Annotated in this window: 23 protein-coding genes and 1 pseudogene; 12 read left to right on the top strand and 12 right to left on the bottom strand. The window is 38.7% G+C overall.

Translation table 11 applies throughout. From position 1 onward, the window contains the following. The first annotated feature begins 14 nt into the window (after positions 1-14). Positions 15-1,024 (top strand): annotated as a pseudogene (locus SOI76_RS18500) (M57 family metalloprotease). A gap of 99 nt (positions 1,025-1,123) precedes the next feature. Next, positions 1,124-1,498 (top strand): hypothetical protein, encoded by a 375-nt coding sequence (locus tag SOI76_RS18505; RefSeq protein WP_014207668.1) that lies wholly within the window; start codon positions 1,124-1,126, stop codon positions 1,496-1,498. Positions 1,499-1,561: 63 nt separating this feature from the next. On the opposite strand, the gene SOI76_RS18510 is transcribed toward SOI76_RS18505, so the two are convergent. The 4 genes from SOI76_RS18510 to SOI76_RS18525 all read right to left on the bottom strand — a co-directional run bounded on the left by SOI76_RS18510 (position 1,562) and on the right by SOI76_RS18525 (position 5,829). After that, positions 1,562-2,854, bottom strand: coding sequence for a lytic murein transglycosylase (locus SOI76_RS18510; protein ID WP_205668486.1), 1,293 nt, complete (start codon positions 2,852-2,854; stop codon positions 1,562-1,564). Between the two features lie 685 nt (positions 2,855-3,539). Continuing rightward, complete coding sequence (gene purK, locus SOI76_RS18515) at positions 3,540-4,661, bottom strand: 5-(carboxyamino)imidazole ribonucleotide synthase (RefSeq protein ID WP_104080788.1); 1,122 nt, start codon at positions 4,659-4,661, stop codon at positions 3,540-3,542. Between the two features lie 9 nt (positions 4,662-4,670). Then, positions 4,671-5,186, bottom strand: coding sequence for a 5-(carboxyamino)imidazole ribonucleotide mutase (gene purE / locus SOI76_RS18520; RefSeq protein ID WP_002115451.1), 516 nt, complete (start codon positions 5,184-5,186; stop codon positions 4,671-4,673). Between the two features lie 280 nt (positions 5,187-5,466). Further along, positions 5,467-5,829, bottom strand: coding sequence for a DMT family protein (locus SOI76_RS18525; protein WP_079284434.1), 363 nt, complete (start codon positions 5,827-5,829; stop codon positions 5,467-5,469). A 242-nt stretch (positions 5,830-6,071) separates the two neighbouring features. On the opposite strand from SOI76_RS18525, the gene mpl reads away from it, so the two are divergent. Next, complete coding sequence (mpl, locus tag SOI76_RS18530) at positions 6,072-7,445, top strand: UDP-N-acetylmuramate:L-alanyl-gamma-D-glutamyl-meso-diaminopimelate ligase (protein WP_104080787.1); 1,374 nt, start codon at positions 6,072-6,074, stop codon at positions 7,443-7,445. A 66-nt stretch (positions 7,446-7,511) separates the two neighbouring features. Here the strand turns inward: mpl and SOI76_RS18535 are convergent, their stop codons facing one another. Further along, on the bottom strand, positions 7,512-8,762 hold the full coding sequence (locus SOI76_RS18535) for a low temperature requirement protein A (RefSeq protein WP_104080786.1): 1,251 nt from the start codon (positions 8,760-8,762) through the stop codon (positions 7,512-7,514). 135 nt (positions 8,763-8,897) lie between these two features. On the opposite strand from SOI76_RS18535, the gene SOI76_RS18540 reads away from it, so the two are divergent. The 8 genes from SOI76_RS18540 to SOI76_RS18575 all read left to right on the top strand — a co-directional run bounded on the left by SOI76_RS18540 (position 8,898) and on the right by SOI76_RS18575 (position 16,398). Beyond that, complete coding sequence (locus tag SOI76_RS18540) at positions 8,898-9,494, top strand: undecaprenyl-diphosphatase (protein ID WP_104080785.1); 597 nt, start codon at positions 8,898-8,900, stop codon at positions 9,492-9,494. Positions 9,495-9,810: 316 nt separating this feature from the next. Continuing rightward, positions 9,811-10,767 carry a TerC family protein gene (gene terC, locus SOI76_RS18545; RefSeq protein ID WP_000447689.1) on the top strand — a complete coding sequence of 319 codons (957 nt, stop codon included), beginning with the start codon at positions 9,811-9,813 and terminating at the stop codon, positions 10,765-10,767. 188 nt (positions 10,768-10,955) lie between these two features. Next, the gene (locus SOI76_RS18550) at positions 10,956-11,321 is read left to right on the top strand and encodes a hypothetical protein (protein ID WP_032056184.1); all 366 of its coding nucleotides are present in this window, start codon (positions 10,956-10,958) and stop codon (positions 11,319-11,321) included. Positions 11,322-11,342: 21 nt separating this feature from the next. Then, positions 11,343-12,503: a glutathionylspermidine synthase family protein gene (locus tag SOI76_RS18555; RefSeq protein ID WP_104080784.1), complete on the top strand. Its 1,161-nt coding sequence runs from the start codon at positions 11,343-11,345 to the stop codon at positions 12,501-12,503. 291 nt (positions 12,504-12,794) lie between these two features. Continuing rightward, the gene (locus SOI76_RS18560) at positions 12,795-13,850 is read left to right on the top strand and encodes an aromatic ring-hydroxylating oxygenase subunit alpha (protein WP_104080783.1); all 1,056 of its coding nucleotides are present in this window, start codon (positions 12,795-12,797) and stop codon (positions 13,848-13,850) included. Between the two features lie 56 nt (positions 13,851-13,906). After that, positions 13,907-15,232, top strand: a complete 1,326-nt coding sequence (gene guaD / locus SOI76_RS18565) for a guanine deaminase (protein ID WP_104080782.1) — start codon at positions 13,907-13,909, stop codon at positions 15,230-15,232. A gap of 214 nt (positions 15,233-15,446) precedes the next feature. Continuing rightward, on the top strand, positions 15,447-15,974 hold the full coding sequence (hpt, locus tag SOI76_RS18570) for a hypoxanthine phosphoribosyltransferase (RefSeq protein ID WP_002115408.1): 528 nt from the start codon (positions 15,447-15,449) through the stop codon (positions 15,972-15,974). A 172-nt stretch (positions 15,975-16,146) separates the two neighbouring features. Further along, a complete protein-coding gene (locus SOI76_RS18575) occupies positions 16,147-16,398 on the top strand; it encodes a GlsB/YeaQ/YmgE family stress response membrane protein (RefSeq protein ID WP_002115476.1) in 252 nt (83 codons plus the stop codon). A gap of 52 nt (positions 16,399-16,450) precedes the next feature. Here the strand turns inward: SOI76_RS18575 and SOI76_RS18580 are convergent, their stop codons facing one another. Together SOI76_RS18580 and dmeF are read right to left on the bottom strand one after the other, a co-directional pair. Continuing rightward, positions 16,451-17,149, bottom strand: coding sequence for a DsbC family protein (locus tag SOI76_RS18580; protein ID WP_104080781.1), 699 nt, complete (start codon positions 17,147-17,149; stop codon positions 16,451-16,453). A gap of 95 nt (positions 17,150-17,244) precedes the next feature. Further along, on the bottom strand, positions 17,245-18,213 hold the full coding sequence (dmeF, locus tag SOI76_RS18585; protein WP_205668485.1) for a CDF family Co(II)/Ni(II) efflux transporter DmeF: 969 nt from the start codon (positions 18,211-18,213) through the stop codon (positions 17,245-17,247). A 57-nt stretch (positions 18,214-18,270) separates the two neighbouring features. Between dmeF and SOI76_RS18590 the strand changes: the two genes are divergently transcribed. Continuing rightward, complete coding sequence (locus SOI76_RS18590) at positions 18,271-18,534, top strand: metal/formaldehyde-sensitive transcriptional repressor (RefSeq protein WP_104080779.1); 264 nt, start codon at positions 18,271-18,273, stop codon at positions 18,532-18,534. 49 nt (positions 18,535-18,583) lie between these two features. Here SOI76_RS18590 and mnmE read toward each other — a convergent pair whose 3' ends face one another. The 5 genes from mnmE to rpmH all read right to left on the bottom strand — a co-directional run bounded on the left by mnmE (position 18,584) and on the right by rpmH (position 22,683). Beyond that, a complete protein-coding gene (mnmE, locus tag SOI76_RS18595) occupies positions 18,584-19,939 on the bottom strand; it encodes a tRNA uridine-5-carboxymethylaminomethyl(34) synthesis GTPase MnmE (RefSeq protein WP_009392881.1) in 1,356 nt (451 codons plus the stop codon). A 90-nt stretch (positions 19,940-20,029) separates the two neighbouring features. Continuing rightward, positions 20,030-21,790 (bottom strand): membrane protein insertase YidC, encoded by a 1,761-nt coding sequence (gene yidC, locus SOI76_RS18600; RefSeq protein WP_104080778.1) that lies wholly within the window; start codon positions 21,788-21,790, stop codon positions 20,030-20,032. Between the two features lie 5 nt (positions 21,791-21,795). Then, positions 21,796-22,116 (bottom strand): membrane protein insertion efficiency factor YidD, encoded by a 321-nt coding sequence (gene yidD / locus SOI76_RS18605; protein ID WP_003656027.1) that lies wholly within the window; start codon positions 22,114-22,116, stop codon positions 21,796-21,798. A gap of 10 nt (positions 22,117-22,126) precedes the next feature. After that, positions 22,127-22,519, bottom strand: a complete 393-nt coding sequence (rnpA, locus tag SOI76_RS18610) for a ribonuclease P protein component (protein WP_005063921.1) — start codon at positions 22,517-22,519, stop codon at positions 22,127-22,129. Between the two features lie 29 nt (positions 22,520-22,548). Continuing rightward, positions 22,549-22,683, bottom strand: coding sequence for a 50S ribosomal protein L34 (gene rpmH / locus SOI76_RS18615; RefSeq protein ID WP_000831329.1), 135 nt, complete (start codon positions 22,681-22,683; stop codon positions 22,549-22,551). Positions 22,684-23,364 lie beyond the last annotated feature (681 nt).

The raw sequence follows: 23,364 nt of genomic DNA on the forward strand, positions 1-23,364 counted from the left end.
TTTGGTAAAAAATAATGAGACTAAAGTCTCATTTATTTGCCCAAATTGTACGTTTTTTGATTGATTTTTCATTTTATATTCTTATAATACGTTTTTTTTCAAATCTCCCCCTTCGATTATGCGTTTAACATCTTTGTTATTAGGCGTAGCCTTCGCTTTTTCTAATTTTCAGGCTAATGCTAATCTTGCTACCCCAGCTCATACTCAAATCCAGCAAAAAGCAGGTCAACATTTGACTTATAAAATTGCTGAAGTTGATCCACGTTTTGGTTTAAGCCAAGATCAATTAATTGAGATTAGTCAACAAGCTGCGGACATTTGGAAGCAAGGTACTGGTCAGGATTATTTTACTTATGATCCAAATGCAAAGTTAGAAATTCGTTTAGTTTACGATAATAGCCAAAGTCGTTCTGAACAGCGTCAAAAAATCGCGGCACAGTTCCAACAAGAACAGCAACGTGTAATTGATGAACAGCAACAAATTAAGCAATTGAAGCAAACCCTTGGTCAAACTCAGTCTGAGCTTGAAAATAAGAAGCAGATTTTGAATGGCAAATTGAAAAATCTTGACCAGCAAATGATGCAACTTAACCAAGGCAAATTAGCACCTGAATATAATGCTAAATCTCTGGCTAAAACTCAGAAAGATTTGCAAAAACAAACTGTTGCTTTAAAGAAAGAAATTGCTGCATATAATCAGCAAGCTAAAGACTTAAATGTAAAAGTTACTCATTTTAATCAGATTAATAATGAGTTTAATAATTCATTAAACCAATTTAAGCAAAATGCTCAAGCGGATGTCTTTAAGAAAGGTATCTATAACGGCAAACAAATTGTGATTTATGAGTTTAAGTCTATTGATGATTTACGCTTAACGATTGCTCATGAGTTAGGTCATGCGCTTGGCTTAAAACACAGTGATCAACCAAATGCATTAATGTACTCAGTACGTAAAGATGGTGATAAAAAAATCACTGGACTTACGGATGCTGATCGTGATCTATTAAGTGCTTTACCTCAATAATTAAAGGCTTGATTAAATGATGTATCTATTTCTGGATAGATACATCGAAATTGGTATCAAAGTCATGTTATTGTGGTCATAAGAGCTAACGAAAATAGAATGGAGATCAAGATGAGTTATTATCATATCCTGATTGAAGTAAATGATCATATCAGCACAATTGAACAGACTCGCGATATTGAACTGTTTGATATTATTGAAATTAAACCATACCTCCATTCTATTTTAATTCCCTTTTTCAATGAGCATGAAATCGAGCTTGAGGATGAAAATATCGAATATAAAGATATTCTCCATCTTGAAGTAAAACAGACTCTGTTACCGATTGAACATTTAATTGAAGAAGAGCAAAAGCAATTACCAAGTGATACTGATGTCACGATCACTGCGTATGAAATCTTTAATGATCGTGACTTAAGCCAAGATGTTACTTCGGTTATTTTTGATATTTTGGAAGCGGTTAAATTAGAGTAGTAATCGTACATAAGTGCCTATAAAAAAGGTCTGCATAAGCAGACCTTTTTTATTATTTTCAATTTATTGCATCATTTTTTGCGCTTGTTCTTGACGGAATGCGCGTAAAATTTGTTGCCCTGCCCGTCCCGTTGGGTTTAAACCTAAACGAGTTTGTTCTTGACGAATAGCTACGCGGGTTTTATCTCCAATAAGGCCGTCAACTGCACCAATATCATAGCCACGGTTAATCAAAAACTGTTGGATTTCACGACGTTCTGCACGTGAAGTTCCCGGATCATCAGTGGGCCAAGACGCAACAAATGGACCAGCACCTTTTAAACGATCAGATAAATGTGCAATCGCAAGCCCATAACTTTCCGCAGCGTTATAGCTGTAAATAGCATCAAAATTCTTAAATACTAAAAATACTGGACCATTTACACCTGCAGGTGCCATTAAACCCGCTGAAGTATTGCCAGATAAAGCCCCTTGAACAAGTGGAGAATCATCAATTCGGGTCACCCCTCGTGCACTCCAGCTACTTAAAGCTTTCTTTGAACGTCGCCCTTCTCCATCAATTGACATACCTTGGGGAACTTTGACTTCAAAACCCCACGGCATTCCTGTTTGCCAACCTGCTTTATTTAAGAAATTAGCAGTTGAAGCCAGTGCATCAGCTGTACTAGAAACTAAATCTCGACGACCATCTCCATCAAAATCAACCGCTAAACGTTCATAAGTAGACGGCATAAATTGGGTGTGACCAAATGCCCCAGCCCATGAACCCTTTAATTGATCTTCGGTTAAGTCACCACGTTGTAAAATACGCATGGTGGCAAAGAATTCAGTACGGAAATAACTTTGTCGACGCCCTTCGCAACTTAAAGTTCCGAGCGCTTGTAATAAAGGATATTTTCCAGAAATATCACCAAAATTACTTTCAACCCCCCACACTGCCACAATTGTTTCTGGTGGTACACCGTAAGTTTGAGAAGCACGATTTAAAACATCGCGATGTTGCGCCAGTTTTTGTTTACCAAGCTCAACGCGCTCTTCATCAACTAGACCAGAAAGATAATCCCAAATTGGTGTCGAAAATTCTGGTTGATAGTTTAATTTATCAATAACTGAATAATCTGGGGTCAAGTTTTGGGTATAACGATCATAAGTTGTACCCGATACTCCAGCAGCAATTGCTTGAGAACGTAAATTTGCCAAACAGCTTTGGAAATTATTATTAGGTGTATAATCTTCACTCGTCACTACTGGAACAGTAGCACTGCTAGATATTGTAGAACCATTAATTACGAGCTCTGCTTGAGCCTGAGTCATCGCTAAAAATACAGAGCCAACAATACAAGAAAAACGTCGCATATTATCCTAGTTCAATTTTTAAATTTAAATTTGTAAGTACCATACCATTATGAGTCCAAAATTTCAGAGAGAAAACGTAAATTTGAATTCATAATCTCTACTTTAAATTCATTCCCCATGTTTTAAATTCAAACTTTCTACTTTATTTTTAAATTTAAAAATTTCTTAATCCAAATTATAAGTTTTGAATTCAAAAAATAACCTCAAGTTTAAATTCAAAAACACTTCTTTAAATTTAAACCGTAAATAATACTTTTTGTGGATAACTTTATCCACAATACAGCAAAAAGCTTCTATTTCTTAATGCTATTCCATATTCTCTTATTATTTATTAAATATTAACACCCAGCACAATCACAGCAATCCGCACTTTTAAATTTAAAAATCAGCCAAAATTTTTAAATTCAAAACCTCATACCAATAGACTTCTATTTTTGAATTTAAAAACCCACCTACCTTTCTCATTTAAATTTAAAAATACTTTTGTGGATAACTAATTTTAAATTCAAAAACAACCAAGACTGCCTTTTATGGTTTTAAATTCAAATTACAGAAGCTTTTTTAAATTCAAAATTTCCAATTAAAGTTATCCACACCCCAAAATATGCATATTCTACTATTTTTTAAATTTAAAAAATAAAAAAAAGCGATCCGAAGATCGCTTTTTAGAAAATTAAAAATACTTTTAGAGGGTCATATCTGCTGTTAAAGCAAGTGGTTCTGGCAAAATTTCTGCCAATTGACGGCATAAATTCGTCAATTCATTACTATCCACAGGCATTAAAGTGATATGGCCTAATTTACGGCCAGCACGTTCTGACTTGTTATAAAGATGCAGATGAGCACCATTTAAGGCAAGTACATCCTCAGTTTTAGGATGTTGACCAATAATATTGATCATAACCGTTGGGCGAACAACTTCTGTTGAGCCTAATGGTAAGCCTGCAACAGCTCGAATATGGTTTTCAAACTGAGAACAAACCGCGCCTTCAATTGACCAGTGGCCGGAGTTATGCACACGTGGTGCCATCTCATTTGCACACAAGCCTTGTTCTGTCACAAATAGCTCGAGAGTCAGCACACCAACATAGTTAAGATGATTCAACAAACGCGTAATGTAGTCTTGAGCAATTGGTTGTAAAGCTTCACTATTCGGTGCAGGAACAATTGAATGCGATAAAATACCATTGTGATGATGGTTTTCAGCTAATGGCCAAGTCTTCACTTCACCATTTTGGCCACGTACTGCAATAATCGAAACTTCGCGAGAAAATTTCACAAAGCTTTCAGCCACTAAGCTTTTTGCAGGACCAAGTTCAGCCCACGCCGTATCAATCTGGTCTTCTGAACGAAGTACAAACTGACCTTTACCGTCATATCCACCAGTTGCAGTCTTAAGCACAATCGGTAAACCAAGCTCAGCAACAGCCTTTTTCAAGCTTTCTAGACTATCTACAGCACGATACGGCGCTACAGGAATAGTAAGCTCATCAAACAATGCTTTTTCTGACAAACGATTTTGTGCAGTTGCTAAAGCAACACGGGGAGGGTGCAATGCTTTGGTTTGTGTTAAAACATCCACATCTTCAACGGGCGTATTTTCAAACTCAAGACTAAAAACATCAGCACTTTCAATAAACTGCTTTAAACCTTGCTCATCTTGGCTAGAAAAGACTTGGCCTAAAACACCTGCTGGACAATCTGTATTTGCTTCAAAAAAAGTACACTGAATATTTAATGGTAATGCTGCTTGAGCCATCATTCGGCCCAGTTGCCCACCACCAAAAATACCGATAGTTTTATCCATCTCAGCCTCTTACACCTGACCCGGAATATTTTTGCTTGCAACTTTATCAGTTTGTGCAGCGCGGAAATCAGCAACATTCTTTGCGATTTCAGGACGAGTTAAACCTAAGATTTGTGCCGCCATGATTGCAGCATTCGTCGCACCAGCTGGACCAATTGCTAAAGTACCAACGGCGATACCTGCTGGCATTTGTACAATTGAAAGCAAAGAATCTACACCATTTAAAATTGATGATTTAACTGGCACACCCAAAACTGGTAAATCAGTTTTTGCGGCACACATTCCAGGTAAATGCGCTGCACCACCTGCACCAGCAATAATCACTTGAATACCGCGATCACGCGCAGTTTCTGCGTATTCAAATAAACGGTCTGGAGTACGATGAGCAGATACCACTTCCGCTTCAAATGGGACACCAAGCTGTTTAAGCATATTGGCTGTGTTTTCGAGAGTTGCCCAATCAGATTGAGAACCCATAATAATTCCAACGAGAGGTTGAGCGTCTTGTGCTGCGGCCGCATTCATTGCTAATGTTCCAGAGACAAAAGTAAAAGAAGATAAATCTCGACGAGAGCCAAGTTTTAAATGGTTCGGAAGCCCATTATTATAGACTGATTTTTCATCTCACGAAAATTTAACTGATCAGCTCTGTGAATATTTTTATTCTCATAAAAAATTGCCATGCTTTAAAAGTGCCACATTCTCAAATTTTATTAATATTATTTAAACATTCTGCAAGATCATCAAGGATTTGGAAGATTAAGAGCTTGTATTGAATAATTGATTCACTACAAGCTCTTACAGATTATTGGCTTCTAAATACGAAATAAACACAACCAAATAGACATAACATCGCCCATAAATAATCGAGTTTAAATGGCTGTTTAAACAAGAAAATCATAAATGGTACAAACACAACCAGCGTGACCACTTCTTGAGTGATCTTCATTTCACCGAGCAACCAACCTTGTGCACTCAATATACGAGTAGCGGGAATCATAAAACTGTATTCAAGTAAGGCAATAATCCAACCGAATAGGATTGCTTGCCAAATGGGAGCATGGTGTAAAAATTTGAGATGCCCGTACCATGCGAGCGTCATAAAGCAATTAGAGATAATTAAGAGAGCAAAAGCTAAAACCGTTGGGCTCAAAGGCACATCCTTCATCATCACGATGATTTAAGAATTAATATGGATCAAAAATATTATAAAAGATAAAACTGTAATTCAGCTTAAATCGAAAAAATAAAGATGTGCTTTTGTTAGGGGCCTCAAACACATAGAACAACAACGATTTTTGACTATCTTTTCGAGTTTAGCCTTGCTATCGTTGCTGGCAAATTTATCAATAATGCACACACAGCAATTCATTTTAATGTTGTGTACAAAAGCAGTGGAGAAGGCGAGCAATGCATCTGCATATCTTGGGTATTTGTGGCACTTTTATGGGCTCTTTAGCACTTTTGGCTCGTGATTTAGGACATAAGGTAACTGGTTCCGATTTAAACGTTTACCCACCGATGTCTACCCAGTTAGAAAATGCAGGCATTACACTCATGCAAGGCTATGACCGTAGTCATTTACAGCCTCATCCGGACTTGGTTATTGTCGGCAATGCCATGAAACGTGGTATTGATGCTGTCGAATACATGCTAAACGAAGGCCTGCCATATATTTCTGGTCCACAGTTCCTTGCCGATCATGTTTTACAAGGTAAACACGTACTTGGTGTAGCAGGTACTCACGGAAAAACTACTACTACAACCATGTTAGCTTGGGTACTTGATCAAGCTGGTTTAAATCCGGGCTTTTTAATTGGTGGTGTTCCACTTGGTTTTAGTGAAAGTGCACGTTTAGGGGGTGGCAAATACTTCTGCGTTGAAGCCGATGAATATGACTCAGCTTTCTTTGATAAACGTTCTAAGTTTGTTCATTATCACCCAAAAACGGCGATTTTAAATAACCTTGAATTTGACCATGCCGATATTTTTGATGACCTAGCAGCGATTCAAAAGCAGTTCCATCATCTTGTGCGTACTATTCCAAGTGAAGGTCGTATTATTGCGCCAATTACTGAAACGCATATTGATGAAGTGCTTGAAATGGGCTGCTGGACGCCAGTAATTCGTACAAGTTTAGAAGCAAATGAAAAAGCTGCTTTGTCTGCCGAACTCATTTCAATTGATGGTAGCCATTTTAAAGTACTCGAAAATGGCAAAGTAGTTGGCGAAGTGAAGTGGAGCATGACAGGGCAACATAGCGTAGCAAATGCTTTGGCAACAATCGCAGCCGCTCAACATGTGGGTGTTTCGCTTGAACAAGCTTGTGTAGCTTTGTCTAACTTTGGTGGTGTAAAACGCCGTATGGAGTTACTCGGCACAGTCAATGGTATTGAGGTTTATGATGACTTTGCTCACCATCCAACAGCAATTGACACCACTTTAGATGGCGCACGCAAACGTTTAGGCGAACGTCGTTTATGGGCCATTATTGAACCACGTTCAAATACGATGCGTATGGGCAGTCATAAAGATGGCTTAGCACATTCAGCACGCTTAGCAGACGAAGTGATCTGGTATCAGCCAGAAGGCTTAGATTGGGATCTACAACCAGTGATTGAAGCTGCTTCTAACCATGCTCAAGTGAGCCGTTCACTTGATGAAATTATTGAACGTATTGTTAATGAAGCAGGTGAGGGCGATGCCGTTGTGATTATGTCTAATGGTGGCTTCGGTGGCTTACATCAAAAATTAATGAGCGCATTAAAAGCGAAAGCTGCTTAACTTCCGCTTTAGATGATTCAATAAAAAACGGGTTTCAAATTGAAACCCGTTTTTTATCAGTGACTTTTAAATCTTTTCTGGCTCTATATTGACCATAAATTTATTAGAAACCATTAAACGTAAACTATAGACAATGCCCATCGCAAAAACGCTATATCCCACGTTATTACAAATAAATGGGATACATAAAATAATCAGCGCTGTGATCGGGTAAAACCATTTCGTGATGCCAGATAAGCATTGGAACTCATAAAGTATCCAAATACAGGTGGTATAAATTACTACACTCACCGCAACAACTATTCCCATATATAAATCAGAAATATGCGCATGATGGGTTGTAACATCCACGGCAGCAGCAAGCGCTGCACCTACTGCAGCAATACTGACAAAAACAAAATAATGGCCATAACCCCAAACAAAAGGACGTACACCTTTAACATGATGGTGTTGTTCACTGCGATCGAAATAAGCCCACCACATTGCGAACATGAGCATCAATCCACCCACCATCAAGAAAATGGCGGGGATATTCATTGATTGAGCGGCTAAAGCATCTCGTATGGCATTAAAACTACCGACAATCGACTCACCCAACACAATAATTGTGAGTAGGGCATAACGTTCTACAATATGATGAGGATGCCACGGCGTTGGAGAATATTTTTCTGCATAGATTGGAACAAATAACTCCACTACAACCAGAAATAAAAATAGAGGTATTGAAAGTACATGAGCAAAGTTAGCCACAAGCCAGCCAATTTGTACTAAGACTATACCTATTGCATAGCGATAAGCCGTAACTCGCCTTTCAGGATCATGTTTTGCTGCTCTGAGCCACTGAGTCACCAAGGTCATGCGCATGATCACATAACCGATAATGATTACATCAAAATCCTGACTGTGAAACACATCAGGAATACCCGCAGCCATGACCAATGAACCTACAATCTGCACAAAGGTAAGGCAGCGATACAAAGCATCATCGTTATCGTAAGCTGAAGCAAACCATGAAAAATTCATCCAGGCCCACCATAGCGCAAAAAATACCATCAGGTAGCTTGGCAGTGCATGCCAGAGGTGATTTTCAATAATCGCGTGGTGTAACTGCTGACCAGCTGTTGCAATTGCGACTACAAAAATTAAATCAAACAATAATTCGAGGGGAGTCGCTGCTCTATGGGATTGTTTTGGATCTCTTGGAGATAGGGGCCTCAAACTTAATTTTTTCTGTTTTTCTTGAGTAGTCATGAAATAACGTTCTCGTATAAAGTGCCGACACGTTAACACTTTAATCTCAACGCTTAGATCACGCATTAAAAATTATCTAGACCTGTTGTTTAATCTTTACCCATCAGCGAGCTATATTTCATTTTTGTGACAATTCTTTATCAAGCTATTAAGCTTAATTCTTTATCATAGCTCACGTTTTTGTTCTTGTTTGGAATATGAATGTCTTTAGAAACACTCAACCTTAGCTTATTCCATGTGATTAATGGGGCTCAGGATGCGAGTCAATTTATCATTCGTCTTGCTATCTTTTTTGCTAATGATCTCCTCTATATTCTTTTATTCATCCTTACATTCTTATGGTTTTATGGCGATCAAGATTTAAAAAATAGGGTCATTAAATCTGTCTTTTTAACCTGCGTATCGCTTTTAGTCGGTTATGTTATTTCTCTGTTTTATCATCACTCAAGGCCCTTTGTCATGGGTGTGGGTACTACTTTTATTGAACATGCACCAACAGCGTCTTTTCCAAGTAATCATATGCTGATTTTCAGCACCATTGCTTTATCTTATTTGTTTGCTCAGCGCAAAATGATTGGAATGATTCTGCTATTTTTGTCATTTGTGGTGGCGTGGTCACGTATTTATTTAGGTGTGCATTTTCCTTTAGACATGTTAGGGGCTTTTATTGTCGCACTACTAGTCAATACAGCAGGTTATTACTTCTGGAATGCTTACGGTACAAGTTTGACCGCATTCTGTATTCACCTTTACCAAATTATATGCAAACCGCTTTTAGACCGTGGTTTGATTAAATAACCTATAGATTTTTTTATATTAAAACCACCACAATAAGTTCAGTTGCGTAATACAAAAAAATCTGCCATTCTATGTGAACTTGGATATGTTTTATCCAATACAGAATTTAGTTTGACAAGGGGAGTAGCCTCCTCCAAACATAACAGCAATGTTATGTGTCAGGTATCGTCAATACACTTTTATTAAAAAGTCGGTATCTGAGCATCGTGAAATTCATGATGTAGGCAAGACCTTGATCATGTTGATACAGATGTTTATTCATCTGGCAACTGGTCGAGGTTTTTTTATGCCCAATTGCCGGATGTATGGAGGATTTATGGAAACAATCGGTAATTTATGGCTGTACATAGCATTCTTTGGCATAGTCATTGTCATGCTCCTGATTGACTTTTTAGGCTTTAAGCAAAAGCAAGGTCAGGATGTCTCAATCAAGCAAGCTGCTTACTGGAGTGTAGCGTGGGTAAGCGTCGCAGCTTTATTTGGTGGTGGTTTATGGCTTTACCTACAACAAACAGTTGGGGTGACCTTAGCAAACCAAAAAACCATGGAATACTTTGCGGGTTACTTACTCGAAAAGTCCCTCGCAATTGACAACGTTTTCGTCTGGTTAATGATTTTCGCAGCGTTTGCTATTCCAGCTGCACTACAACGTAAAATTTTGCTCTACGGTGTATTAGGCGCAATCGTACTGCGTACCCTCTTTATTTTTATTGGTGCATGGTTCGTTCAAGAGTTCTCTTGGGTACTTTATATCTTCGGTGCGTTCTTGGTATATACAGGCTTTAAGTTCTTAAAAGGCCAAGATGAAGAAACCAATATTGAAGATATCAAGCTCTTAAAATGGTTACGTAACCATATGCGTATTACCCCACAGCTTGAAGGTGACAAATTCTTTGTACGTCAAAACGGTTTATTGTGGGCAACGCCGTTATTTCTAGTTTTGATTTTGGTTGAAGCTTCAGACGTGATTTTCGCAGTAGATTCTATTCCTGCTATTTTCGCCGTAACTAGCGACCCGTTTATTGTTTTAACGGCGAACTTAATGGCAATTTTAGGTTTACGCGCAATGTTCTTTTTGCTTGCTGGCGCTGCGACTAAATTGCATTACTTACCATACGGCTTAGGCATCATCTTATTGTTCATTGGTGCGAAAATGTTGTTGCTTGATGTATTCCACATGCCAATCTGGATCTCGTTAAGCTTTATCGTCATAGTATTAGCAATCACTGCTTATCTTTCTCTACGACATAACAAAAAGCAATTGCAGTCTTAATTCATCACAACAAGGCATCTACACGTGAGATGCCTCGTTATCTAAATTTTCAAAATAGACTGTACTTTAAAAAAACAGATTAATATCATATGCCAACCTAAAATTTATCTTTCCTAATCAGAAACATAATAGATAACAGCTATTCGGTATTTTATGCCGAACATACTTATTAAAATGTGTGGAGTCTCATGCGTTCTAAAAAAATTAATCTTGTCGTTGTCCCTCTATTACTCACGGCATGTAGCCATAATGATGGACCTTTAGTACAAGACGTATATAACAACCAATATGACTGTGCTCGTGACTGGAATACCCAAACTTGTAAAGAAGAAAATAGCTCAAGTGGACATGGTTCTAGCTATGTTGGTGGTCGCTATTTAGGTCCTGCGTATTATCGAAATAATCGGGAAGTTTCTTTTCGCGGGAATACATTACACCCTTACAGCAATTTGAGTGTAGGTCGCCCCATTATTTCAAGTACGGCGAAAAGCGCTTCTTCTTCATCCCCAATTCGTGGTGGTTTTGGTCGTAGCGGTTTTTCTTTTGGCGGCTAAGTCTTTAGGCATTCACTTAATATGAAAAGAAAAATATTTACTCCGCGCCCAGACTGGCAAGTGGAGCATCAGAATATTGGTTTCGATTATTTTAATTTACCTTCTCTTGATGGCTCAATTTACTGGTCTGAAGGGGTTGCGTATGAGTTTACCCTTAAACAGATTGAACAACTCGAAGATGCGGCAAATGAACTGCATCAGATGTGTTTATCGGTAGTAGGAGACCTCATTCAACGGGGAAACTATCCAGCTTATTTTCAAATTCCTGAAGTCGCCATAAACCATATTGAACATTCGTGGAAACAAAATGCTCCCATGCTCTATGGCCGCTTTGATTTCGCTTACGATGGGCGAAATATCAAAATGCTGGAATATAACGCCGACACACCGACTGGCTTACTTGAAGCTTCTGTCGCGCAGTGGCTGTGGATAGAACAAGTCTCGGGCATTGCAAACCGAGACCAGTTCAATAGCATTCATGAAGATCTGATTAAACGCTGGAAGACTATTTTACCGCGTGGTAGCCATGTACATTTTGCTGCCTGTCAGGAGGCTGGAAGGGAGGACTGGGGCAATCTCGAGTACTTGATGGATACCGCTTATCAAGCTCATCTACAAGTTTCCGAGCTTTCTATGGAGAACATAGGCTGGAACGGGCAAGATTTTGTTGATCTCCATAATCAGCCCATTCAAAACATATTTAAGCTCTACCCATGGGAATGGATTTGGGAAGAAGCATTTTCTCAATATATCCATCCACAAACACAGTGGATTGAACCTTGCTGGAAAATGTTACTTTCAAATAAAGCGATTTTGGTTGAGCTTTGGAAGCGTTATCCAAACCATCCCTTATTAGTCGAAACCCATACCTATGACCCGCAACAAATTTTGTCTGGCAAATGGGTGAAAAAGCCGATTTTGGCAAGGGAAGGGGCCAATATTCGAATTTTACAAGATGGTTATGACCGAGGCTCAGCTTCTGGTAGCTTTCATTTTGATGACTATGACAAATACGGATATGTTGTACAAAAATGGGTAGATACCCCATTATTTTCAGGACAACTGCCTACACTCGGTTTATGGATGGTTGGACATCAATGCGCCGGCATGTCTATTCGTGAAGATTGCTATGACATTATTGGTAATGATGCTCACTTTGCAGCACATTATTTTGTCGAGTAAAAACGCATAGAGATTTATAAAAAAGCACTTTTAAAGTGCTTTTTTATTATGCTTGGTTCGCAATCAAACAGTGCATTTTAGATATATAACAAATAATGAATATTTATTTTTAAAGCTAAATTAGAACAAAAATTCAAAAATATAATAATTTAATCTTATGAATTTTAAAAACTTTATTCTTATTTTCAAAATTAAAAAGTGATATTGGCAAGCTCTTTGCATCTCCTAAAAAGAAAAAAGCCTAGATTTTAAGGGCTCGCGAGAGCCCTGATTTTTTTAAGGAGTGATGCTATGAATGCTATTCCAACTTTAACGCCACTTGCCATGCCATGTAACAGCAGTTTTGATGCAAAAGATTGGGAAATTTTATCAAGTCATTGGTATCCGGTTGCACGTATTCAAGATGTCTCTAATGCGCCTCAACGAGTCACGCTACTAGACGTCAATATGGCGTTATATAAAACACAAAGTGGTGAAATTCATCTGGTCCGAGACATTTGCCCTCATCGCGGTGTTCCTTTAACCAAAGGTTGGGTCGATGGTGAGGAGATTGTGTGTCCTTATCATGGTCTACGCTATAACGCTGAAGGGAAATGTACCCAAATACCAGCTCAACCCGAGTTAACCAAAATTTCTGATCGTTTTTCTCTGACCAAATTTCCAGTTGTGCAAAGATACGGCCTCATTTGGACCAGTATTCATGGTCGTGATATTGCTAAAGCCAATATTCCTGTATTAGATACTTGGGACCATGCAGAGCATCAATCAATTTTACCGCCTTTCGTCGATATTGGTGGTTCTAGTGGACGTCAACTTGAAGGGTTTATCGATGTTGCTCATTTTGCGTGGGTACATCATAATGCCTTTGCGAGTCGTGATAATCCCGTCGTCCCTAAATATCACACTGAACGTACCAGCTACGGCCTGAAAACGGTCTATATCAGCAATGTCAGTAACTATCCACATGAACTAAAATATCTCGAACCAGAAGGCTTTTTGTGGAAGCGTACTTTTGAGGTTTATCCACCATTTTCTGCCGTGCTTACTGTCGATTTTCCAGAAGGTGGGATCTTAAAAATTTTAAATGCCTGTTGTCCTATCTCAAGTAATAAAACCCGTTTATTTGTTCCACTCACTCGTAACTTTGACCAAACAGGTGATTTAGAAAAAGTATATGCATTTAATGCGCAAATTTTTGCCGAAGACCAAGACATGGTCGAATCACAAAAGCCAGAAGAACTACCGCTTGATTTAATGATGGAAGCACATTTTGAAGCAGACCGTTCATCAACGACTTATCGACGGATTTTGGCTGAATGGGGACTAAGTAAACGTTATACCGTTTAAATCTTGGCTAACTGGGGTACAATCAATCGAAAAAAGTGAAAATATATAGGCTTTCCATGTCATTGATTGCAAATACCACCGTTGTGCGTGGTCGTTTTTTAGATATTCAACATACTGTCTCTGAGCCAACTGATATTCCAAATCAAATACGTTATTTGGAAGATGGTGTATTGATTAGTGAACATGGAAAAATCAAATGGTTTGGAGCATGGGAAGACGCTCAAGCGCATCTACCGGCTGGAGTTGAGGTTCAACATTATCCAGAACAATTGATTGTACCTGGCTTTATTGATACCCATATTCACTTCCCGCAAACAGAAATGGTTGGAGCATACGGCGAACAACTTTTAAGCTGGCTCAATACTTATACTTTCCCAACTGAAATCCAGTTTCAGGACAAAGCATATGCAAGTGAAATTGCCCAGTTCTTTGTTCAAGAACTACTGAAACACGGTACAACCACAGCACTGGTTTTCTGTACAGTTCACCCCGAGTCTGTTGATGCCTTATTTGAAGCCGCAGAACGCGTTCAGATGCGTTTGATTGCAGGGAAGGTACTCATGGACCGCAATGCCCCTGAAGCGCTTTGTGACACGCCAGAAACGGCTTACGGCGACACCAAAGCACTGATTGAGAAATGGCACGGTAAGGGCCGTGCTCTCTATGCGATTACTCCACGTTTTGCACCAACGTCTACACCTGAACAGTTAGAAAGAGCAGGGCAGTTAAAACAAGAATTTCCGGATGTTTATGTACATACCCATTTAAGTGAAAACAAAGATGAAATCGCTTGGGTGAAATCTTTATTTCCTGAGCAAGCTGGCTATTTAGATGTTTATCAACATTATGGTCTGACTGGTAAGCGTTCTGTGTTTGCGCATTGCGTTCACTTAGAAGATGAAGAATGGCAATGTATGCATGATACGCAATCTGCTATCGCATTTTGCCCAACTTCAAACTTATTCTTAGGCAGTGGTTTATTTCCACTGAAAAAAACTTGGGAAAAACAAGTGAAAGTAGGCTTAGGGACAGATATCGGTGCTGGTACATCATTTAGTTTGCTGCAAACCGTTAACGAAGCTTATAAGGTTCAGCAGTTACAAGGTGATAAACTTTCAGCTTATGAAGCGCTTTATCATGCAACTTTAGGCGGCGCAAAAGCGCTTGATTTGCAAGATCAGTTAGGCAACTTCAACGTTGGTAAAGAAGCAGACTTTGTGGTACTAAATCTTAAGCCAACCGCATTACAGCAACTTCGCCAGTCTAAATCCAAATCTGTTGGAGATTCACTGTTTGCATTATTCACTTTAGGTGATGACCGTAATATTGAGGCGACTTATATTTATGGAAACCGTGCTTATCAAAAAGAAACAGCCAAATAAAAAAGGCATTGTTAAGTTTTTGTTATTATTTGGAATATGTGCTCTTACGTTAAAGCGTGATCGACATAATCAGCAAAATGATAAAATTTCACAGCCCTCAAAGGGTGCATGAAACGTCATTTTGCTTTAAAATTTTACCATTAACTCAGATTTTCGAGGTGTTGCAGGTCAACACCTTTTTTATTTTTTCTTTTATATCTTGTAGGAATCTGCCATGACTGTTGCAATGAGCATCATGATTTCAACCGAAGAAATTCAAGCAAAAGTCAAAGAGCTCGGCGAGCAAATTAACGCTCACTATGCAAATAGTGATAAAGAATTAGTCCTTATTGGACTACTTCGTGGTTCTGTTATTTTCATGGCAGACTTGTGCCGTACAATTACCAAACCGCATGAACTCGACTTCATGACAGTGTCTAGCTACGGCGGCGGTACGACTTCAAGTCGAGATGTTAAAATCTTAAAAGATCTTGATGGTGAAATTCGCGGTAAAGATGTATTGGTTGTTGAAGACATTATCGACTCAGGCAATACCTTAAGCAAAGTCGTTGAAATGTTGCAAACTCGCGAGCCAAATTCAATTCAACTCTGCACATTAGTGAGTAAACCATCTCGCCGTGAAATTGATCTTGAAGTGAAATTTTTAGGTTTTGAAGTTGAAGACAGATTCATTGTGGGTTACGGCTTAGACTACGATCAAAAATATCGCCACTTGCCTTTTATTGGTGAAATTGGTTTATAAATTTCATAAAAATAGCACCGCAAGGTGCTATTTTTTTATATAAAACCTTAGCTTTGAACAAAAAAGACACAAAAAGTCGCAATCTGCTACAGACAAAATAGACAGCTCTACCGCACGATAGAATATGAAGCAAAATCATTAACTTCATCAAAAAAACAATTGGAGAACAAATATGTGGTCACTTATTGTCGCTATTGTAGTTGGTTTCTTTGCTGGCTTAATCGCTCGCGCTTTGCATCCAGGGGATGATAAAGCAGGTTTCATCGTAACGACCTTAATTGGTATTGCAGGTTCACTTCTAGCCACTTATGGTGGTCGTTTACTTGGTCTTTATGGCGAAAACTCAGCTGCAGGCTTTATCGCATCCGTGATTGGTGCCATCGTTATTCTTTTTATCTACAACTTGATTGCACGAAAAAGCTAAACTTTAATTCATTTATAAAAAAAGCACCTTATGGTGCTTTTTTTAATTTATTTTAAAGACCTAACTCTTTCCATAGGGCCTGAATTTCTTCAGCAGAGCGTGCGCCAACCAGTTTGAAACCATTTGCAAAAATTAAAGTAGGAGTGCCGTTAAAGCCGAGTTTTTTTCCTAATTCCAAATTACGGTCAATTGGGTTTGCACAGCTCGCAGCTATTGGTTTAACACCTTGCTGAATCAGTTTTTTCCATGAATAAGATTGATTTGGTGCACACCAAACTTGTCTAGAAACCACAATAGACTGAGGTTTTAAAGGATAGATGAACGTGTAAATAGTCACGTCATTAAGCTTGTCGAGTTCAGGTTCGAGTTGCTTGCAATAAGGACAGTTTGGATCAGAAAATACTGCTAAAACATGCTGTCCATTACCTTTCACCGTTTTAATCGCATCTTTTAAAGGCAGCTGTTTCCAATCAATTGAGTTCTGTCCTAACACTAGATCTTTAGTCAAATTCTTCTGATCTTTTAACTGAATCATAGAGCCAACAAGCATATGCTGACCATCTTCGCCAACATAGATGATTTGTTGATCCAGATTAGCACTATATATCCCAGACATTTCGGTTTTCTGAATATTACTAATTTTCAAATTAGGATATTGTTTTTTAAAATTTTCCCTAATCGTATCCACATTAGCGAAACTTAAACTCGCCGTTAAGCTTAATAGTGTCAATATTCCTAATTTTTTAAGCATAAAACCAACTCATAGGTAGGAGAGGAGCTCATTTTAATCAGTTCAGCTTTTTAAAACAGAACTGATTACCGAGTTATAACCAAACTGCCACTCTTTTATGCCAATGTTTCACGTGGAACATAAGCTGGTTTTAGAGTATTAATTTCTACTGAAATATGCACAATTTCATCATGAATGGATAAAGCATGACGAATCTGATCTGCGGTTAAAGAAATATCATCAGTTTCGAGCGCCAAAATACAAGAAAACTTACCTTTCGCGACCTTCCAAACATGAATATCCGTAATTTCAATATGTTTAGGAAACTCAGCAATGACTTCACGGATCTCTTCAACTACCGGATGATCCATTTCTGCATCAAGAAGAGTTTTTCCTGTCTCTTTCATTAATCCAAGAGACCATTTTGCAACCAAAATAGCACCTAAAATTCCTAAAAGCGCATCTAAAAAATCCCATCCGAAATATTTACCTGCGAAAAGCGCAATAATTGCAAAAACAGAAGTTACTGCATCTGCAACTACATGTAAAAAAGCAGCTTTTTGGTTTAAATCATGGTGGTGATGACCATGTTCATGCTCGTGATGGTGATGGTGATGGTGATGGTGATGGTGCCCATCATCGTGAAGTAACCATGCGCAAATCAAGTTAATGACCAAACCTAAAATTGCAATCGGAATCGCTTCATTATAAAAAATTTCAACTGGATTAAATAAACGTTGTATCGACTGAAACGCCATAAAAATGGCGACAACCATCAACAAAATTGCACTGCTATAACCCGCTAAAATCTCGATTTTCCACGTTCCGAAACTAAACCGACGATCTTTGGAATAATGACGAGCCGCGCGATAGGCAAAATAGGCTAAACCGAGAGCCAACATATGGGAACTCATATGCCAACCATCAGCCAGAAGCGCCATTGAATTGAAAAACCATCCACCGAATATTTCTAACACCATCATTGATGCCGTTAAAATCGTTGCAATCAAAATACGTTTTTGTGCAAGTGGATTTCCTTCATCAAACTGATGTTGATGATGACGTGATACACTATGATCCTGCATAATATTTAAACCCAATATACTCCCTACCAGTATATTGAATTATACAAGAGAACACAGATGAGTCACATTGGTCAGGATAAAAAAATAGTTAATCGTGTAAAACGACTAAAAGGACAAATCAACAGCATTGAGCATGCTGTTGAACAGACAGATATTTCATGTATAGAAATACTACAACAAGTTGCTGCAATTAAAGGGGCAATAAACGGTTTGATGAGTGAATTAATGGAACAGCATTTACATCACCACGTGCTCAAAGACGCACAAGTTGATCAAAATGAGCTAGATGAGTTTTTAAAGGTTCTAAAAAGATACGGTTAACGAGGTGACTGAATGACACAGCCATGTGCATTCATTCAGAATTTTGTAATTATTTTCCAATACAGAATGAACCAAAAATCTTGCCTAATAGGTCATCGGCACTAAAGTCACCGGTAATTTCCCCTAAAGCATTTTGAGCAAGACGTAGTGACTCAGCAACCAGTTCACCTGCGTTAAACACAACAAGTTGCTCGCGTGCTTCTGAAAGATAGAGCTGCGTGCGCTTCATTGCGTCTAAATGACGTGTTCTTGCAATAAAGGTGTCTTCCTCAGGGTGGAAGCCTGCATGCGCTGTAATCGCGTCTACGAGGCCTTGTACGCCCATCTCTTGTTTTGCAGAAACGGTTATATGACGGAACCCTTGAAAATCGCTTATTTCAGCTAATTGTCCAGTTAAATCGCATTTATTACCAATTAACATTAAACGACGTGGTTCAATGTGTTCAGCAAAATATTCTTGAGCAAGTTTTAATGGGTCATCACCTTGATTTAAATCATAAACCAGCAATAACAAATCAGCTTGTTCAATTTCTTTGATTGCACGACGAATCCCTTCTTTTTCAACGATGTCACCTGTTTCACGAAGACCCGCAGTATCTGTTAAGGTGATTGGTAGACCATTTAAACTAATTTTTTCATGTAAAACATCACGAGTTGTACCAGCAATATCGGTCACAATTGCACGCTCAACACCAGCAAGTGCATTCAACAAGCTCGACTTACCCGCATTTGGTTTGCCTGCAATAACGACTTGTAGACCTTCACGGAGTAATTGACCTTGTCGTGCAGAGGTCTGAACGGCATGTACCGACTGCTGAACATCTTCAAGTAAAGCTAAAATTTTGCCATCTGCCAAGAAATCGATTTCTTCTTCAGGAAAATCAATTGCTGCTTCAACATGCAAGCGTAAATGAATCAGTTTTTCTAAAACGGTATTAATTTTTGTTGAAAAAGCGCCTTGCAAAGAACGAACTGCAGAGCGTGCCGCAGCTTGCGAAGTCGCATCAATCAAGTCGGCAATCGCTTCCGCTTGCACCAAGTCCATCTTGCCATTTTCAAAAGCACGCATGGAAAATTCGCCAGCTTTTGCAGCGATTGCGCCAAGCTCAAATAAACGTCCAAGCAAGGCATTTTGGATGACTGGACCGCCGTGACCTTGTAGCTCTACAACATCTTCACCTGTAAACGAGTGAGGATTGGGAAAGCATAGAACAATCCCTTCATCCATAATGCTGCCATCAGCATCATAAAATTTACGGAAACCCGCCATACGCGCTTCTGGCAAGTTTTTTTGTGTCAGGTTTTGAGCAATTTCATAAGCCTTAGGTCCAGATAGGCGAATCACGCCCACACCACCACGCCCAGGTGGCGTTGCAATTGCGGCAATCGTGGTTTGACTTTGCATATTATTCACCTAAAAACCTAAAATCCAGCCAAAGAAAAATCCGCCTAAGATTACCATCTTAAGCGGATTTATTCAGCAAAAGTTCAACGATTAAGAAGCTGATTCAGTCTTACTGATACGACTTTTCTCAACGCTCTTATTAATAAACGACTGCTGTAAAATAGTAATACTGTTGTTCACAATCCAGTACAGTACGAGACCGGCAGGGAAGAACAACATAAATACCGTGAACATAATCGGCATAATGCGGAACACTTTTGCCTGCATTGGATCAGCTGGTTGCGGGTTCAACATTTGCTGCGCAAACATTGTCGCACCCATGATTAACGGCAAGATGAACCAAGGATCCATTGCTGACAAGTCTTGAATCCAGCCTAACCATGGTGCATGACGTAATTCCACACTTTCCATGAGTACCCAGTACAAAGCAAGGAAAATTGGCATTTGTAGCAATAATGGTAAACAACCTGAAAGTGGATTTACTTGTTCACGTTTGTATAAAGCCATCATTTCTTGCGAGAAGCGCATACGGTCTTCACCGAACTCTTCTTTCATGCGTTGCATTTCTGGTGCAATCACACGCATTTTCGCCATAGAACGATAACTTTTTGAAGATAAAGGCCACAAGATCATCTTCACCATAATGGTAAGCAAGATGATTGACCATCCCCAGTTGCCCACAATGCTATGGAAGAATTGAAGACCTAAGAACAAGAGTTTAGCAATCGGCCATAACCAACCATAATCAACAGTCTGATTTAAACCAACAGCTAAATCTTTTAATTCAGATTGTACTTTCGGACCTGAATAAAGTTTTGCATCCACTTCCATTGAAGTGCCTGCCGGAACATTAATCACTGGTGAGGTAAAACCAATGATATTCATGTGATCAGCAGATTGACGAGATTCAAGCTTAGCTACATAAGGCTGACCATTCGCTTGAGTCAGCTTAAGGTTTCCAGGAATCCAAGCACTTACAAAATAATGCTGAACAATCGCAACCCATCCACCTTTCGCTTCAGTATTTACTTTTTCTTCTGAGAAATTAGCAAATTTAAGCTTGTTGTAATGTGCATCAGGCGTTCCCCAAGCTCCACCTAAGAAAGTTCCTAGAGTGAAAATACCTTGAGAAGATTTACCTGGATCTTCAGAATTATCGCGCTTTAATTGTCCAAACATCTGACCTTGCCAGCTTTGTTGGCTACGGTTAATTACTTGATGTTTTACAACAATTGGATATTGACCTTGAGTAAAGGTAAAAGTTTTAATAATTTCAACGCCTTCAGGTGTTTTAAATACCATCGGAACGTTTAAAACTTTTTCAGATTGACCCTTTTGGTCCTGTACACCCTTAGCATCAGCCAAAGTATATGATGTCTTTTCAACAGCATATAATGGACGACCACCACGACTACTATCTGGTCCATTCAAACCAATTAAGCCAGATTGAGCAACATATGTACGCTTGGCATCATTTTCAAGCATAACAAAAGGTTGATCGCTGTCTTTGCTTTTGTCGTGTGAGAGTAATTCAATACGAACAATATCACCACCTTTTGGATTGATCCAAATATGGTAAAGGTCAGTTTGTACTGAAATAAGCTGTTGATTCACAGGTGCAGTTGCATCTGTGGTTTGTGACTGCGCAATATTTGCTTGTGGCACATCGGAAGCCACTGTTGCATTTTTAGCATTTGGCAAATCAGCAGATACTTCATGCGAACTTACAGCTGCCGCTTGTTGTTGCGGAGCAGTTGCAGCATTTCCATAATCTTTTTGCCAAGCCAAAATGAGCAAATATGCGGTGACAAACATGGCCCCGAGAATTGCAAACCTGGCCCATTGTTGCATATCTATTACCCCAAATGGTTAGAGAGATTTTGCTTCAGTAAACGATCACGAAAGGGTACAGCAACATGATGCGTTTGAGAATCTATTTGATGAAACGAAATAAAACGAATTGCTTTTGGCGGTACCGGATCATATCCAGATCCTCCCCACGGATGACAACGACAAATCCGTTTAGAAGATAACCAAACGCCTTTTATCGCACCATGAGTTTGCAATGCTTCTATCGCATATTGGGAACAAGTCGGGATATAACGACAACGGGGTCCAAGAAGCGGACTAATCGCAATTTGATACAGTCGAATCAACCAACGTAGAAAACGGACCATTGGCTATCTCTTAATTCTGCGAGGTTGTGCCAACTTTAGAATGTTTTTTTGCTAAGCGCTGTAATTTTTGCCAAGCAAAGTCTAATTGTTGATATAGCTCAGCATTCGTAATCGTTTCTATACCAACTTTCGGCATCACCACAACATCTATGTCTGATCCAAAATTCGGCTGATGTAGACGAAAGCTCTCACGAGCAAGACGTTTTATTCGATTTCTTTCATGCGCTCGGCGCACTTTTTTCTTAGCAACAACAATACCCAAACGGCTTTTAGGCTGTTCGGTTAATTTTGCAAGAAATAAAAAATGGGGTTGATGCACTTTAAAAAGCGCACCATCAAATACACTTTTATAATCTGCAGCACAGCGTATTCGCACGTCTGTGCTAAAACTGTAAAGTGTCATCACACCCAAGTCTGGTCAGCGTAACAGTATTAAACAGTTAAGCTATGACGACCTTTTGCACGACGACGAGCTAATACTTGACGACCAGCTTTAGTTGCCATACGAGCACGGAAACCATGAACGCGTTTACGCTTTAATTCAGATGGTTGGAAAGTACGTTTCATATTGAAACTCCCAAAAATGATCTTTCTATAAAGGTCCGCGATTTTATTGTGCAATGTTTACGCTGTCAATGAAAAACCAAGAAAGTTTTGTATTTAACCCAAATTTTTAATCTCTTCTCTTCTTTTTATCACGGTCATAATTCAGTGCAATATATAACTTTAAAAGTTATACACAAAGTAATTGTCTATTTTTATTAGAACTTTTAATATATACACACCTTATATACATATTTATCAACAAAACAAGATACCATCTTGGTTTGGATTTGCTGTATTTGAATTTAAATTCATATTTTGCAGTTATCCACAAAAGATCTCCACCCTATTAAATAAATTCAAATTTAGAAATTTAAATTTATTCTTATTAGGGATAACTTTTTCTGTGGATTTCGCACTTTTAAATTTAAAAAACATATATTTGGGTTGTTGATAACTCTGTTTTTACTATATTTATGGATTGTGGATAAGTTTATGTGTTAATTTATCCACAGGTTGTGCAAAAAGTTATGCACAAGCCGATTTGAATTTAAATTTATTCACAAGAGATTTCTTTTTAGACAAAATCAAACGAAATCGTCATGACAGATGTGGATAACTTGGTTAGAATGGCGACCCCTTCTCATCAGGAAGGGTTAATCTTTAGATTATTTGAATTTAAAAACGCAGAAATAGGGGATACAC

Source organism: Acinetobacter pittii (genome assembly GCF_034064985.1).
GTDB classification, from domain to species: domain Bacteria; phylum Pseudomonadota; class Gammaproteobacteria; order Pseudomonadales; family Moraxellaceae; genus Acinetobacter; species Acinetobacter pittii_H.

Coding starts and splice junctions, on each gene's coding strand:
- SOI76_RS18505 (WP_014207668.1), top strand. CDS start 1,124: ATGGAGATCAAGATGAGTTATTATCATATCCTGATTGAAGTAAATGAT.
- SOI76_RS18510 (WP_205668486.1), bottom strand. CDS start 2,854: ATGCGACGTTTTTCTTGTATTGTTGGCTCTGTATTTTTAGCGATGACT.
- purK (WP_104080788.1), bottom strand. CDS start 4,661: ATGGATAAAACTATCGGTATTTTTGGTGGTGGGCAACTGGGCCGAATG.
- purE (WP_002115451.1), bottom strand. CDS start 5,186: ATGAATGCGGCCGCAGCACAAGACGCTCAACCTCTCGTTGGAATTATT.
- SOI76_RS18525 (WP_079284434.1), bottom strand. CDS start 5,829: ATGAAGGATGTGCCTTTGAGCCCAACGGTTTTAGCTTTTGCTCTCTTA.
- mpl (WP_104080787.1), top strand. CDS start 6,072: ATGCATCTGCATATCTTGGGTATTTGTGGCACTTTTATGGGCTCTTTA.
- SOI76_RS18535 (WP_104080786.1), bottom strand. CDS start 8,762: ATGCGTGATCTAAGCGTTGAGATTAAAGTGTTAACGTGTCGGCACTTT.
- SOI76_RS18540 (WP_104080785.1), top strand. CDS start 8,898: ATGTCTTTAGAAACACTCAACCTTAGCTTATTCCATGTGATTAATGGG.
- terC (WP_000447689.1), top strand. CDS start 9,811: ATGGAAACAATCGGTAATTTATGGCTGTACATAGCATTCTTTGGCATA.
- SOI76_RS18550 (WP_032056184.1), top strand. CDS start 10,956: ATGCGTTCTAAAAAAATTAATCTTGTCGTTGTCCCTCTATTACTCACG.
- SOI76_RS18555 (WP_104080784.1), top strand. CDS start 11,343: ATGAAAAGAAAAATATTTACTCCGCGCCCAGACTGGCAAGTGGAGCAT.
- SOI76_RS18560 (WP_104080783.1), top strand. CDS start 12,795: ATGAATGCTATTCCAACTTTAACGCCACTTGCCATGCCATGTAACAGC.
- guaD (WP_104080782.1), top strand. CDS start 13,907: ATGTCATTGATTGCAAATACCACCGTTGTGCGTGGTCGTTTTTTAGAT.
- hpt (WP_002115408.1), top strand. CDS start 15,447: ATGACTGTTGCAATGAGCATCATGATTTCAACCGAAGAAATTCAAGCA.
- SOI76_RS18575 (WP_002115476.1), top strand. CDS start 16,147: ATGTGGTCACTTATTGTCGCTATTGTAGTTGGTTTCTTTGCTGGCTTA.
- SOI76_RS18580 (WP_104080781.1), bottom strand. CDS start 17,149: ATGCTTAAAAAATTAGGAATATTGACACTATTAAGCTTAACGGCGAGT.
- dmeF (WP_205668485.1), bottom strand. CDS start 18,213: ATGCAGGATCATAGTGTATCACGTCATCATCAACATCAGTTTGATGAA.
- SOI76_RS18590 (WP_104080779.1), top strand. CDS start 18,271: ATGAGTCACATTGGTCAGGATAAAAAAATAGTTAATCGTGTAAAACGA.
- mnmE (WP_009392881.1), bottom strand. CDS start 19,939: ATGCAAAGTCAAACCACGATTGCCGCAATTGCAACGCCACCTGGGCGT.
- yidC (WP_104080778.1), bottom strand. CDS start 21,790: ATGCAACAATGGGCCAGGTTTGCAATTCTCGGGGCCATGTTTGTCACC.
- yidD (WP_003656027.1), bottom strand. CDS start 22,116: ATGGTCCGTTTTCTACGTTGGTTGATTCGACTGTATCAAATTGCGATT.
- rnpA (WP_005063921.1), bottom strand. CDS start 22,519: ATGACACTTTACAGTTTTAGCACAGACGTGCGAATACGCTGTGCTGCA.
- rpmH (WP_000831329.1), bottom strand. CDS start 22,683: ATGAAACGTACTTTCCAACCATCTGAATTAAAGCGTAAACGCGTTCAT.